Genomic DNA, 13,672 nt, shown 5'->3' on the forward strand with positions numbered 1-13,672 from the left:
ATCACTCCGCCGGCAGGGCGCGCTGCGACAGGGCAAAGCCCATCTGCTTGCGCTTTTCCGGTCGCTTGCGCGTCAGCGCCAGCACCATGCCCATCGAGATGGCAATGGCGATCTGCGAGGAGCCGCCATAGGAGATGAAAGGCAGCGTCATGCCCTTGGCCGGCATCAGTTGCAGGTTGACGCACATGTTGATGACCGACTGCAGGCCGAACACGGTGACGAGACCGCCGACGGCGTAGCGGGTGAAATCATCATGTTCCTTCAATGCCGTGCTCAAGCCGCGCAGCACGATGAAGGCGAAGATCGACATGATGAAGAAGCACATGATCAGCCCGAACTCTTCGCCGGCGACCGAAAACACGAAATCGGCATGCGCGTCGGGAATGACCCGCTTGACCGTGCCCTCGCCCGGGCCGACGCCGAACCAGTGGCCGTTGATCAGCGCCTCGCGGCCCATGTCGACCTGGAACGTGTCGCCTTCGCCGGTCAGGAATTTGTCGATGCGGGCGGCGACGTGCGGGAACACCGTATAGGCGGCAAACAGGCCGCCGGCGCCGGTGGCGCCAAGCGCGATGATCCATAGCCATGGCAGGCCGGCCATGAAGAACATGACGCCCCAGGTGCCGGTCACCAGCATGGTCTGGCCGAGATCGGGCTGCGCCACCAGAAGCGAGATGACCAGGATCAGTAGCAGCATGGCAAACAAATTGCCCGGAATGTCGGGCTGGCGCTTGTGTTCGGCGAACAGCCAGGCGCAGACGATGACGAAAGCGGGTTTCAGGAATTCCGACGGCTGGATCGACATGCCGACAAACGACACCCAGCGCCGCGCGCCTTTCACCTCGACGCCGATATAGAGCACGGCCACCATCAGCACCAGCATGATGCCCAGGATGATCAGCGCCATGCGCCGGATCTGCCGCGATTCCAGGAAGGACACCGCCAGCATCACGCCGAGCGCCGGCACGGTGAAGATGATCTGCCTGGTGGCAAAGTGGAAACTGTCGAGGCCGATGCGCTCGGCCACCGCCGGGCTTGCCGCAAAGGACAAGACAATGCCAAGCCCCATCAGCGACAGGAACGCCGCCAGGAACCAGCGATCGATCGTCCACCACCAGGTTGCAACCGGGCTTTTGTCGAGACGGCTTTGCATTATCGTGCCCCTCCGATGGGTTTGACACCCTCGATAGCATTCGCAGCTTGCCTGAAGGCTTCGCCGCGAACTTCGAAATTCTTGAACTGGTCGAAACTGGCGCAGGCCGGAGACAGCAGCACCACGACCTCGCCGTTGTCATCCTTGGCCGCGTCTTTCGCGGCATGGTCGACCGCGGCGGCCAGCGTGCCCGAGATTTCATAAGGCACGGCTTCACCAAGCGTCGCCGAGAACGCGGGCGCCGCCTCGCCGATCAGATAGGCCTTGGCGATGCGCGGGAAGAAACCGCGCAGCGGCTCGATCCCGCCTTCCTTGGGCAGTCCGCCGGCGATCCAGTAGATGCGCGGGAAGCTCGACAGCGCGGGTGCCGCCGCATCGGCATTGGTCGCCTTGGAATCGTTGACGAACAGCACATGATCCTTGCGGCCGACCTGCTCCATGCGATGCGCCAACCCGGGAAAGCTTTCCAGTCCCGCCTGGATCTCGCCGAGGCTCAAGCCGACCCTGAGGCAGGCGGCGACGGCGGCAAGCGCGTTCTGCGCATTGTGCTGGCCGCGCAACGAACCGATGCCTTCGAGGAAGGCGACGCGGCTGTAACGGCCATGCACGGCTTCCATCAGATCGGAGCCATCGGCGAAATAACCGTCGGTCAGCGGCAGCCGCTTGGAGATGCGGATCACCTGTCGGCCCGCCCTCTCCAGCCGGTCGGCGATCTGCGCGCACCAGCTATCGTCGACGCCGACAATGGCTGTCTCGCTGCCGGCGACCAGCCGCTCCTTGATCGAAGCGTAGTGCTGCATGGTGCCGTGGCGGTCGAGATGGTCGGGCGTCAGGTTGAGCAGGATGCCGGCCGTCGGGTTGATCGAGGGCGCGAGATCGATCTGGTAGGACGAACACTCGACGACATAGTCCCGGTCAGCCTGCGGTGGATCGAGCGTCATGATGGCCCGGCCGATATTGCCGCCCATTTGCGTGTCGCGCCCTGCCGATTTGAGGATATGCGCGGTCAGCGCCGTGGTCGTCGACTTGCCGTTGGTGCCGGTGATAGCGATGAACGGCGCATCAGGCGCGCGCGCAATCCGCTCGCGGCAGAACAATTCGATATCGCCGATCACCTCGACGCCGGAGCCACGCGCCAACTCCACCGTCCAGTGCGGCTTGGGATGCGTCAGCGGCACGCCGGGCGAGAGCACGAAGGCTGAGAATTTCGACCAGTCGGCGCCGCGCAGATCGGCGGTCGCAATGCCTTGGTCAGCGGCCTTGGCGACGCTATCGGGATTGTCGTCCCACGCCAGCACGTCGGCGCCGCCCTCGATCAGCGCGCGCGCCGTGGCGATCCCCGAGCCACCGAGCCCGAAGAGCGAAACGCGTTTGCCCGAAAAGGATGCGGCGGGGATCAAGCGGGTTCCTATCTCAGCTTGAGGGTCGACAGGCCGACCAGCGCCAGGATGACGGCGATGATCCAGAAGCGGATCACCACCTGGCTTTCGGTCCAGCCGAGCTTTTCGAAATGATGATGGATAGGCGCCATCAGGAAGACGCGCTTGCCGGTCATCTTGAAGTAGCCGACCTGGATGATGACCGACAGGATTTCCACGACGAACAATCCGCCGACGATGACCAGCACGATCTCGTGCTTGGTGGCGACCGCGACCGTGCCGATCAGGCCACCCATGGCCAGCGAACCGGTGTCGCCCATGAAGATCGCCGCCGGCGGGGCGTTGAACCAGAGGAAGCCGAGGCCGGCGCCGATGACGGCGCCAAGCACGACAGCCAGCTCGCCGGTGCCGGGCACGAAATGGATCTGCAGATATTCGGCGAACACCGCATTGCCGGAGAGGTAGGCGATGACGCCAAAGGATGCCGCCGCAATCATGATCGGCACGATCGCCAGCCCGTCGAGGCCATCGGTCAAATTCACCGCATTGCCGGCGCCGACAATGACGAAGCAGGAGAACGGCACGAAGAACCAGCCGAGATTGATGATGAATTCCTTGGCAAAGGGGAAAGTCAGCGACGACGAGAACGGCGCCTGGCCATTATGCATGATCGCCCAGGCGGCGATGCCGGCGATGACGAATTCCAACGCCAGCCGCGCCTTGCCGGAAAAGCCGAGATGCGACTGCTTGGTTACCTTGAGATAGTCGTCGTAAAAGCCGATCGAACCGAAGCCCAGCGTCACCAAGAGCACCACCCAGACATAGATCGAGGAGAGGTTCGCCCATAGAAGCGACGAGCCGACGATGCCGCACAGGATCATCAGCCCGCCCATCGTCGGCGTGCCGGCCTTCTTGAAATGCGTCTGCGGGCCATCGGCGCGGATCGGCTGGCCCTTGCCTTGCCGCAGCCTAAGCGAATTGATGATGGTCGGCCCGAAGATGAAGACGATCAGCGCCGAGGTGATCAGCGCACCGCCGGTGCGGAAAGTTATGTAGCGGAAGACATTGAAGACCGAGACCTTGTCCGCAAAATCGACGAGCAATGTAAACATACGATTCCGTTCCCCGGACTAGTTCTGTTTCGTGCCTGCGGCTTCCGCCGGATATTTGCCGAGCAAGGCCTCGACCAGCTTTGAAAAGCCGATGCCTTTCGACGATTTGATCATCACCACGTCGCCGGCCTTCAGCGTCGACAAAAGCAGCGGCTTCAATTCCTCGGCGCCGGCGCGGTATTCCGTTTTGATCTCGTCGGGCAGGATGTCTGCCAGCGCCCGCATTTCCGGACCGCCGAGAAAGACCGTGTTTGTGCCGGTGCCGACGATCAACTCGGCAAGGGCTGCATGGAGCTTGGCCGAATGGTCGCCGAGCTCGAGCATGTCGCCGAGCACGGCGATGCGCCGGCCCTCGCCCGTGACAGGCGTCGCGTTGAGCAGCGCCATGGCAGCAGCCATCGAGGCCGGATTGGCGTTGTAGCTCTCGTCGATCAGTGTGATCGGTCCCTTGGGGTGGCGAAGCATATGGCGCTTGCCGCGGCCACGCTCCGCAGAGAGATCGGCCAGCGCTTCCGCCACCTTTGCGATGTCAGCTTCAACGAGATGCGCCGCGCCAAGAACGGCGAGCACATTCTGCACCATGTGGCGGCCGGGCGCGCCGATCCGGGCAACTACATCCTGCCCGCCGATCCTGGCGGTGATGTCGGAATGATCGGCATGCAGCTCGCATTTGGTCAGCTTGTAGGTCGACCGTGCATTCTCACCGAAGCCAAAGACATGTTCGACGCCGGCGGTCCGCGCCATCTTGTCGAGCAGCTTCCAGCGCGCATCGTCGCGGTTGAGCAAGGCCGCACCGCCGGGCTCGATGCCTTCGAAAATCTCGGCCTTGGCCTTGGCGATCTCGTCGAGATTTCTAAAGAAGCCGAGATGCGCCGCGGCAATCATCGTGACGATGGCGACATGCGGCCGGACCATCTTGACCAACGGCCGGATCTCGCCGGGATGGTTCATGCCGATCTCGAACACAGCATAGTTGCAATTATCCGGCATGCGCGCCAGCGTCAGCGGCACGCCCCAATGATTGTTGAAGGACTGCGCCGAAACATGCACCGTGCCGACGGCCGACAGCACATGACGCAGCGCCTCCTTGGTGGTGGTCTTGCCGGCCGATCCGGTCACCGCGATGATTTTTGCGCTGGAACGCGCGCGGGCGGCGACACCGAGTTTTTCCAGCGCCGCCAGCACGTCCTGCACCACGATCATCGGCGCCGTCAGCCGCCCGAGCGACGGCAACTTGCCCTCAGCAACGACCAGCACGCCGGCGCCGGCCTTGATCGCCGCGGTCGCGAAGTCATGGCCGTCCATCGCCTCGCCCTTGATGGCGAAGAAGGCGTCGCCCGGCTGCAGGCTGCGGCTGTCGATCGAGATCCCCGAAATTCCCTCCGGCATCGGCCCGAGCGGCCGACCGCCCATGGCGTCGACCAGCGCCTCGGAAGTCCAGAGCACGCTCATGCGGCCCGCTCCCGCAGCGCCGAGCGGACTTCTTCGTGGTCGGAGAACGGAAAAGTCTCGGCGCCGGTGGTCTGGCCCTCTTCATGGCCCTTGCCGGCAACGATCAGCGTATCGCCCGCTTTCAGCATGGCGACCGCTTCGTGGATCGCCTTGCGGCGGTCGCCGATTTCAATGGCGCCGGGCGCGGCCGCCAGGATCGCGGCACGGATCGTTTCCGGCACTTCCGAGCGCGGATTGTCGTCGGTGACGATGACGACATCGGCGAGCCGCGTGGCGATCTCGCCCATGATCGGCCGCTTGCCCCGGTCGCGGTCGCCGCCGCAGCCGAACACGACGATGACGCGCCCGGTGGTGAATGGGCGCACGGCGGCCAGTACATTTTCCAGCGCATCCGGCTTGTGGGCATAGTCGACATAGACGGGCGCGCCATTGGCGGTGGCGCCGACAAGGTCGAGCCGTCCCGGTGCCCCCTGAAGTTTCTCCAACGCCATCAAAGCTTTGGCGACCGGCGTTCCGGTGGAAATGGCCAGCCCGGCCGAAACCAGGGCATTGGCGATCTGGAAGTCGCCGGCGAGCGGCAGGTCGATCTCGTAGAGCACGCCGTCAGCTTCGACCTCGGCGCGCTGGCGGTGGCGCTCGTGCTCGACCCGCTTCAGGCGCAGGAAATCGCCATGGCGGCCGACAGTCAGCACATTGAGCCCCGCGGCCTGCGCAGCCTGGATGGTCGGCGCCGACCACGGATCGTCGGCAAAGATGACCGCCGGCGCGCCTTTCGGCAGCAGCGTGTCGAACAGGCGCAATTTGGCGCGATGGTAGTCCTCGACCGTCGGATGATAGTCCATATGGTCGCGGCCGAGATTGGTGAAACCGCCCGCGGCGAGCTTGACGCCATCGAGACGGCGCTGGTCGAGACCATGGCTGGAAGCCTCCATCGAGGCGTGTGTGACGCCGGCCTCCGCCAATTCCTTGAGCAACTGGTGCAAAGCCACCGGATCGGGCGTGGTCAGCGAACCGTAATCGTTGCGGCCCGGCGCCACCACGCCGGTGGTGCCAATGGACGCGGCGGCAAAGCCGGCCTGCTCCCAGATCTGCCTGGTGAAGGCGGCGACCGAGGTCTTGCCTGCGGTGCCGGTAACCGCGACCATGGTCTCCGGCTGGCTGCCGAAGAAACGTGCCGCGCTCAGCGCCAGCGCCAGGCGTGGGTCGTCGACGCTGAGCACCGGGACGGACAGGCCGGAAACGGCGCTGGCGTTGCCAACGACAACCGCCGCTGCGCCGCGCTTTGCCGCATCGGCGGCATAGGCCGAACCATCCGCCTTGCTGCCGGCGAGCGCGAAAAAGACCGCGCCGGTCTTGACCGTGCGGGAATCCGACGAAATCCCGGTTACCTCCACATCGCGGGAAGATGTTCCCTCGACAGGCAGGATACCGGCTAAATCTCTCAGGTGCATCGAACCCCGTTTATCTCAACAAAATGGCGCGCAGTTGCCGGCGCGCCCTAAGAATCACTGATAGGAAACCAGCGTTGCGCCATTTTCATGGCTGAAATCTGGCTTCACGCCAAGCATGGCGGCTGCCCGCCTGATGATGTTTCCGGCCATGACACCCGCATTGTTGGCGGCAACGTCGGTCATTCCTGGCTTTTCCGGGTGCGGAGCGTCAGCGATCGTAAACACCAGATATTGCGGATCGTCCATCGGGAAGGCGGCGACGAAGGTGTTGAAATTCAGTTCCTTCGAGTAGCGGCCATTGATGACCTTCTCGGCGGTTCCGGTCTTGCCGCCAACGCGGTAGCCGGGGGCCCTGGCGTTTCTGGCCGAGCCCTTCTCGGCATTGAGCGTATAGAGGTAGCGCATGCCCTCCACAGTCTTTTCGCTGACCACTCTCTTGGCCGCCGCCATGGCATCCTGCTCGCTGCGGACCAGGAAAGTCGGCGGGATCAAATAGCCCTGCATCAGCGCCGCGCAGCCGACGGCCGCCTGCAGCGGCGTCGTCGACACGCCATGGCCGAAGGCGATGGTGAAGGAGTTGACCTGCTTCCAGACCTTCGGTTCGGTCGGGCGCGCGACCTCAGGCAGTTCGGTCTGCATCCTGTCCAGAAGGCCAAGGCGATGCAGGAATTCGCGGTGCCCCTCGATGCCGACCATTTCGGCCTCACGCGCCGATCCGATATTGGAGGAGTAAAGGAACACCTCCGGCAATGACAGCACGCGGTTCTTGCCGTGGAAATCGTGGATGGCCTGATGGCCGACCCGGATTGGGTGCGAGGCGTCGAAACGGCTGTTCATATTCGCCTTGCCGGAATCGAGTGCCATGGCCGAGGTGAAGCTCTTGAAGGTCGATCCCATCTCGTAGAGGCCGGCCGACATGCGGTTCAGCCGATCCTTGTCCTGCGCATTGAAGGGATTGTTCGGATCGAAATCCGGCACCGAGGCCATCGCCACCACTTCGCCGGTCTTGATGTTGAGCACGACTGCGCCGGCGCCCATGGCGCGATAGCGCTCGAGGCCGGCGGCAATCTCGTCGCGCACCACATGCTGGACGCGCAGGTCGATCGACAGCTGAACCGGCTTCAGATCCTTGGCGATCGCCAAGCCTGAGGCCTGCAGGTCGCTCAGGCCCTGCTCGTCAATGTACTTCTCCATGCCGGAGATGCCCTGATTGTCGATGTTGGTGAGGCCGACAATGTAGGACGAGGTCACGCCGGCAGGATAGAAGCGGCGCTTTTCGGTGCGAAAGCCGATGCCGGGAATGCCGAGCTGCATGATGTCGGCCTGCTGCTTGGGTGTCAGCTGCCGCTGCAGCCAGACGAAGCCGGCGCCGCTCTTCAGCTTGTGATAGGTCTGCTCGGGGTCGATATCTGGCAGAATGGTCGACAGCTTTTCGATCGCCTCGTCGGCATCGACGATGCGGCGCGGCTCGGCAAACAGCGATGCCGTCTTGATGTCGGTCGCCAGCACCTCGCCGTTGCGGTCGACGATGTCGGGACGCGACGCCGTCACCCGGCTTTGCGGCCCATTCGACATGTCGGGGGACTGGAAACCGAGATAGACCAGCCGCCCGGCGATGGTCGAATAGATGCCGAAGAACACCGCCATCGTCATCACGATGCGGGTCTTGGCCTTGCCGCCGGTCGCCTTGCGCGCGCCTTCGACCACGATGGAGCCGTCCTCGCCGGTCCGTGCGCGGCGCTTCAGCAATTTGCCGACCGACGGAAGTTTGGCGCGCATTGGAAATCCAGCGATCATTGGACGATGGCTCCGGTGACCACGGGATCCTTGTCGGCTGGTCCTTTGCCGGAATTGTCGGCCATGCCGCCAAGCCGTTGCGACGACAGGTCCTCGATGTTGAGCGGTTTTGCCGGCAGGTCGTCGAGCCCGACGATCTGCCGCGCATTGACCGGCTCGAGTGCGAGCTGCGATTTGTAGATTTCAGCCAGCTTCTGCAGGCGCGACGGCTGGGTCAGCAGGCTCCAGTCGGCCTTGAGCAGGTCGATCGTGTCCTCCTCATAGCGGATCTGCGCCTCGATCTTCTGCACCGAAGCCAGCTGTTCCTCGGCCTCGCGCTTGGCCTTGTAGGTCAGGGCCGCGGCCGAGACCATGACGGCGATCAGGACTATGTCGCTGGTTCGAAACACGTATTCACCTCTCTCGCGGCGCCTGGATGCCGGGAAGCTTTGGAAGGCCGAAAATGGTGAGATCACCGGCGCGCGCCGGCGCCTCGGTGCGGATGGCGGTACGCAGCCTGGCCGAGCGCGCCCGCGGATTGGCAGCGACCTCGGCATCGCCTGCCGTCACGCCGCCACCAGCCTTGCGGAAGGTCGCAGTGCGCGCGTGCGCCTCGGGCAAATGACGTGAGCCGGTGGCGACGTCGGCGCGGTCGGCGATGAACCGCTTGACGATGCGGTCTTCCAGCGAATGGAACGTCACCACGGCAAGCCGCCCGCCGGGCTTCAATACCCGCTCGGATGCCATTAGGGCTTTGGCCAATTCGCCCAGCTCGTCATTGACGAAAATGCGCAGCGCCTGGAAGACGCGGGTGGCCGGATGAATCTTGTCCTTCGGCGCGCGGCCGATATGCGTCTCGATGGCGTCGGCGAGATCGAGCGTGCGCTCGAACGGACGTTTTTCGCGGCGTGACTCGATCATGCGGGCAATGCGGCCGGCATTCCGCTCTTCGCCGAGGAAGCCGAAGATGCGGGCAAGGTCGCCTATCTTGAACGAATTGACGACGTCGGCAGCACTCAAGCCCGCCTGCGCCATGCGCATGTCGAGCGGCCCGTCGGTGCGGAACGAAAAGCCGCGCTCGGGCTGGTCGACCTGCATGGAGGAAATGCCGATGTCGAGGACAACGCCGTCGGCGCTTTCGACCTGCTCGTCCAGCGTCGAAAATGGCGCCTGCACCAGCCTTAGCCTGCCGCCGGATTGCTGTTCCAGGCCGCGCCCGGCGGCAATCGCATCGGGATCGCGATCGATCGCCACCACCGAGGCGCCGCTCGCCAAGATCGCCTTGGTGTAGCCGCCGGCGCCAAACGTGCCGTCGACGATCACATCGCCGGCTTTGGGTGAGAGCGCCTCCAGCACTTCGGCGAGGAGGACCGCAATGTGGCGGACCGGTCCGCCAACGGCGCTGAGATCATCGCCGTGATCCGCCATCATTCCGGCCGTTCCCCAGCCTTGGCCTCGTGAGCCTTCGTCCCCTGCCGAAGCTGCAAAAGCCGAGCGCGCGCCTGCGCCCCATAGGCGGCCAGCCGTCCAGGCTCCCAAACTTGAAAGAAATTGCCACGGCCGACAAAGGCCACTTCGCTCGTGATGCCCGTATGCTCGCGGATGAAATCGCTCATCGTGATGCGGCCATCCTGATCGAGCTTCAGGAACGTCCCGTCGCCATGGCAGAAGAACGACATATCGTCCGCCGTCTGCAAAAAAGGGTCTTCCACCGCGATGCGCTGCTCGTAGCGGTCGAGCAGATCGAGCCCGCCGACATCCATCGCAGGCACGTCCAGGCCGCGCAGCGCATAGAGTTCCGAATAGCCGCGCTTCTGCACGACCGCGCGGAAATGCGCCGGAACGGAGACCCGCCCCTTCGCATCGATCCTGTTCACCGCGCTTGACAGAAACCGGTCCATGACACGCTGCAGCCGCTTCCGCCGCCGCACCCCTCTCCATGTTTTCGTCCGCGCCGAAGCGCGTCCCCTGCCGAAAATCCGCTTCGATCCCAGCGGCAAAACCCCGCAAACGCACAGCCGCCGCGGCTGCCCGATTGGCGTACGCTTTACCCTGACGCGGAACGAAGGCTTTGGTATCGAAATGGGATATCATGGGGCACTATGGGCGTCAACGGGAACAGGCTTCACAAACGCGCGCGCCACAACCGGTGAGAGCAGCTCTGACAACACTCCCGTCTTTATCTCCCATTAAGCCTAACGAACCGTTTAGAGCGGGCTGGCCCAAGCGGAAGCGGCTTGCCGCGCATCACTGCCGCGAATAGCGTCGTCAGTCTTTTCGCTGAGCAACAAGGTCAGAAATCCATGTCCGAAACAGCAAGGTCCCGCGCGGCCTCCCTTGCCCATCTGCGGCGCGACGGACTTGCCAAAGGCGACCCCATCCCATTGCCGCTGACCATGGCCGCTATTTTCCACAACCCGGGCGACGGCGCCGGCTACAGCCAGTACGGCCGCTACAGCAACGCCACCTGGGATGCAGTCGAGCACATGCTGGCGCATCTCGAAGACGCGCCATGCGTCGGCTTCCCATCCGGAATGGCGGCAATCTCGGCGGTGTTTTTCGGCCTGTTGAAATCCGGCGACCGCGTGCTTTTGCCTTCGGACGGCTACCATGCCACACGCGCGCTGGCCGAACGCTTCCTCAAGCCCTTCGGCGTCGCCTATGATCTGCGGCCGACAGCTACATTCCTCGATGGCGGCTTCGGCGGCTACCGCCTTGTCTACGTTGAAACCCCGTCAAATCCGCGATTGGACATTTGCGACATCACAGCCGTCACCGAGGCCGCGCACCAAGCGGGCGCGATCGTCGTCGTCGACAACACCACGATGACGCCGTTCGGCCAGCGCCCGCTCGATCTCGGCGCCGACATTGTCGTTGCTGCCGACACCAAGGCGGCCAATGGGCATTCCGACGTGCTGTTCGGCCATGTCGCCAGCCGCAATCCAGACATCATCGCGGACGTCACCGGCTGGCGCGAGACCGCGGGCGGCATTCCCGGCCCGTTCGAGGCTTGGCTGGTGCATCGCGGCCTGGAGACGCTGGAGGTACGCTTCGACCGCATGTGTTCTTCTGCCGAGGTGATCGCGAAGCGCCTGAAAAACCATCGCGCCGTTAGCGGCTTGCGCTACCCCGGGCTGGAGGGCGACCCGTCGCACAACCTCGCCCGGGCGCAGATGGAGCGCTTCGGCTTCCTCGTGTCCTTCGAACTCGCTTCCCAGGAGAAGGCCGAGGATTTCATCAACAACTGCACGCTGATGCAGGCGGCAACGTCGTTCGGGGGTGTCCACACCTCCGCCGAGCGGCGGGCCAAGCGAGGAGATTCGGTTCCGCCCGGCTTCGTGCGCCTGTCGGTGGGCTGCGAGCCGGTGGAAGAACTCTGGCAGGCGATCGAGGCATCGCTGGACAAGATCGGCATCTGAGCTGGCGGTTAGGTCACCAAGTCGTCGGCGCCAATATCGCGCCTGCCGTGCAAAACGCGGACGATCTCGATCGCGTCTTCGCCCATGCGATACAGAGTGACATATTCGCCGACGATCAGATGACGAATGCCGGGCGCGATATCATCGCGCGGCGCACCTGAGAACGGGTGCAAGGTGAGCAGTGTCCAGCGCCTCTCCAAAGCGTCCACAAGGCGCATGGCTCCCTTTGGGCTATGTTCCGCAATGTAGTCACCGATGCCTTCGACATCTGATATCGCCTGAGGAAGCAGCCGATATTTCACTCTTCCGAGCCTGCAGCTTCCGACATCCTGTGATATTTGGCTCGCAGCCGGTCCATGAAGGGCTGGCCGTCCACCGCCGGTCCGCTGTCGATCCCCTCCTGAACCAGCCTGCGCAATTCCTCGACCGTGTAGCCGAGAAGATCGCGGCGGTCTTTCCATTGCCGCAGCGCATCACGGATGACTTCGCTGGCCGAGGCATATTCGCCGGCGGCCACGACATCGTCGACCGCCGCCGCCAGTTCCGGCGAAAGCGTGATGCTGCGTTTGTCGACGTGACCCATGATGCGCTCCTGATCAAACCATGACAATCATGGTACGATTAAATCGTACCAGCTTCAAATGCGTTTGTCTCGACCCCAGCATGCGTACTTGATTCAATCGCTCAAGCACCTGAATCGCCAGCTGCGCCCGAAGGCGCAGACTGCTGATCCAAAGGATTAATCGCGATATGGGGGAGAAATTGCCAGCTGGCCTGTAAGCCGGGTTTTGTATGGCCCTCGCCCCTTTCGGGGCGAGAACGTGGCGGCCATTCATCTTGGGCGCATGTTGCCATGCGCCTCACGCAACCTACCCGGACGGTGAGCCGGAAACAGCCCTCGAAGGTTTCCCCTCGCACCGTCCCTATTCGGTTTTGCTCCCGGTGGGGTTTACCGTGCCGCTCCTGTTGCCAGTCGCGCGGTGGGCTCTTACCCCACCCTTTCACCCTTGCCCCGATAAATCGTGGCGGTTTGCTTTCTGTGGCACTTTCCCTGGGGTCGCCCCCGCCGGCCATTAACCGGCACCGTGTTTCCATGGAGCCCGGACTTTCCTCACCCGCAGCCTTTCGGCTTTGCGGGTGCGGCCGCCCGGCCAGCTGGCAGAGCGTATAAAGGGGTTCACGTTCCAAAACGCAAATGAAAAAGCAGACTTATGCCGGCGATCCCAATGCCGCCAACTGCACCTTGACCTTGCCGCAATAGGCCGCCGACACCGGGTTCATCCTCGTCGCGGCATGGCCGGCATTGTATTTCAGGATCGTGCCGCAGGTGGTGCCGCCGCCGAGATTGCGCGCCATGGCAAGGTACTTCATGCCGTATTTGATGTTGGTGTCGGGATCGAACAGACCCTTGGCGGAGCCGCTATAACCCATCATCCGCGCCGTTGCCGGCTTGATCTGCATCAGGCCGATTTCACCCGCGCCGCCGACGATGTTCGGCCGGTAGTTGCTCTCGATCTTGATGACCGCCTGGGCCAGCGACACCGGCACGCCTTCGGCCGCGGCATAGCGGGCAATGATTGCCGAATACTGGCCGCCAAGCGCGGCTGCCGCAGTCGACTCCGCAGCGGTGCTTGGGCGGATCGATGCGGTCGTCGTCAGGTCGACGCTCTTCCTGTTGCGCTTAAAATGCCTCTTGGCCGTGGCTTTTCTGGCCTTCACCACGGCTGCTTTGCGCACTTTCGCGGTGGTTGCCCTTTTTGCTTTCGGGTTTGCCTTCGTCATGGTGGCCTTGGCGGGTGCGGCGATGAAGCCCTGGTCTGCCCTCTGGCTCAGTGGTGCGGCATCGGCCGTGCTGAAGGCAAAAGTCATTACTCCGGCAGCAATAGCTGCCGTTACAACGGTCAATTTCTGCATGTGGTCCTGTTCTGTT

The 13,672-nt window shown here is 63.5% G+C and carries 13 protein-coding genes and 1 other RNA gene; 1 reads left to right on the forward strand and 13 read right to left on the reverse strand.

Translation table 11 applies throughout. The features are described 5' to 3' along the window. Position 1: 1 nt before the first annotated feature. From ftsW to mraZ, 9 genes are read right to left on the reverse strand one after another with little or no spacing between them, the layout of a single operon-like run. The gene (ftsW, locus tag NKI37_RS03390; protein WP_023668275.1) at positions 2 to 1,153 is read right to left on the reverse strand and encodes a putative lipid II flippase FtsW; all 1,152 of its coding nucleotides are present in this window, start codon (positions 1,151 to 1,153) and stop codon (positions 2 to 4) included. After that, positions 1,153 to 2,553, reverse strand: a complete 1,401-nt coding sequence (murD, locus tag NKI37_RS03395) for a UDP-N-acetylmuramoyl-L-alanine--D-glutamate ligase (RefSeq protein ID WP_023725358.1) — start codon at positions 2,551 to 2,553, stop codon at positions 1,153 to 1,155. Before murD ends, ftsW begins: the two co-directional genes overlap by 1 nt. An 8-nt stretch (positions 2,554 to 2,561) precedes the next feature. Beyond that, positions 2,562 to 3,644, reverse strand: a complete 1,083-nt coding sequence (mraY, locus tag NKI37_RS03400; RefSeq protein ID WP_023668273.1) for a phospho-N-acetylmuramoyl-pentapeptide-transferase — start codon at positions 3,642 to 3,644, stop codon at positions 2,562 to 2,564. Between the two features lie 18 nt (positions 3,645 to 3,662). Then, positions 3,663 to 5,096 carry a UDP-N-acetylmuramoylalanyl-D-glutamyl-2,6-diaminopimelate--D-alanyl-D-alanine ligase gene (locus tag NKI37_RS03405; RefSeq protein ID WP_352790970.1) on the reverse strand — a complete coding sequence of 478 codons (1,434 nt, stop codon included), beginning with the start codon at positions 5,094 to 5,096 and terminating at the stop codon, positions 3,663 to 3,665. Next, positions 5,093 to 6,547 carry a UDP-N-acetylmuramoyl-L-alanyl-D-glutamate--2,6-diaminopimelate ligase gene (locus NKI37_RS03410; RefSeq protein WP_352794368.1) on the reverse strand — a complete coding sequence of 485 codons (1,455 nt, stop codon included), beginning with the start codon at positions 6,545 to 6,547 and terminating at the stop codon, positions 5,093 to 5,095. Before NKI37_RS03410 ends, NKI37_RS03405 begins: the two co-directional genes overlap by 4 nt. A 54-nt stretch (positions 6,548 to 6,601) precedes the next feature. Next, a complete protein-coding gene (locus tag NKI37_RS03415) occupies positions 6,602 to 8,326 on the reverse strand; it encodes a peptidoglycan D,D-transpeptidase FtsI family protein (RefSeq protein ID WP_023690872.1) in 1,725 nt (574 codons plus the stop codon). 14 nt (positions 8,327 to 8,340) lie between these two features. Further along, a complete protein-coding gene (gene ftsL, locus NKI37_RS03420; protein WP_023682142.1) occupies positions 8,341 to 8,733 on the reverse strand; it encodes a cell division protein FtsL in 393 nt (130 codons plus the stop codon). Positions 8,734 to 8,737: 4 nt separating this feature from the next. Further along, a complete protein-coding gene (gene rsmH / locus NKI37_RS03425) occupies positions 8,738 to 9,754 on the reverse strand; it encodes a 16S rRNA (cytosine(1402)-N(4))-methyltransferase RsmH (protein WP_023682143.1) in 1,017 nt (338 codons plus the stop codon). Next, entirely contained in the window at positions 9,751 to 10,224 is a 474-nt protein-coding gene (gene mraZ, locus NKI37_RS03430) for a division/cell wall cluster transcriptional repressor MraZ (protein WP_023815575.1), read from the reverse strand. The genes rsmH and mraZ overlap by 4 nt, the downstream gene beginning before the upstream one ends. Before the next feature lie 402 nt (positions 10,225 to 10,626). On the opposite strand from mraZ, the gene NKI37_RS03435 reads away from it, so the two are divergent. Continuing rightward, positions 10,627 to 11,742: a cystathionine gamma-lyase gene (locus NKI37_RS03435; protein ID WP_027050624.1), complete on the forward strand. Its 1,116-nt coding sequence runs from the start codon at positions 10,627 to 10,629 to the stop codon at positions 11,740 to 11,742. Positions 11,743 to 11,750: 8 nt separating this feature from the next. On the opposite strand, the gene NKI37_RS03440 is transcribed toward NKI37_RS03435, so the two are convergent. The 4 genes from NKI37_RS03440 to NKI37_RS03455 form a co-directional block, all read right to left on the reverse strand. Beyond that, on the reverse strand, positions 11,751 to 12,044 hold the full coding sequence (locus tag NKI37_RS03440) for a type II toxin-antitoxin system RelE/ParE family toxin (protein ID WP_023668265.1): 294 nt from the start codon (positions 12,042 to 12,044) through the stop codon (positions 11,751 to 11,753). Further along, a complete protein-coding gene (locus NKI37_RS03445) occupies positions 12,041 to 12,325 on the reverse strand; it encodes a type II toxin-antitoxin system ParD family antitoxin (protein WP_023668264.1) in 285 nt (94 codons plus the stop codon). The genes NKI37_RS03440 and NKI37_RS03445 overlap by 4 nt, the downstream gene beginning before the upstream one ends. Positions 12,326 to 12,503: 178 nt before the next feature. Continuing rightward, positions 12,504 to 12,901, reverse strand: an RNA gene (rnpB, locus tag NKI37_RS03450) — RNase P RNA component class A. A gap of 50 nt (positions 12,902 to 12,951) precedes the next feature. Then, complete coding sequence (locus NKI37_RS03455; protein ID WP_023682146.1) at positions 12,952 to 13,656, reverse strand: lytic transglycosylase domain-containing protein; 705 nt, start codon at positions 13,654 to 13,656, stop codon at positions 12,952 to 12,954. Positions 13,657 to 13,672: the final 16 nt, after the last annotated feature.

It is taken from the genome of Mesorhizobium sp. M0626 (genome assembly GCF_040320665.1).
Classification (GTDB): Bacteria; Pseudomonadota; Alphaproteobacteria; order Rhizobiales; family Rhizobiaceae; genus Mesorhizobium.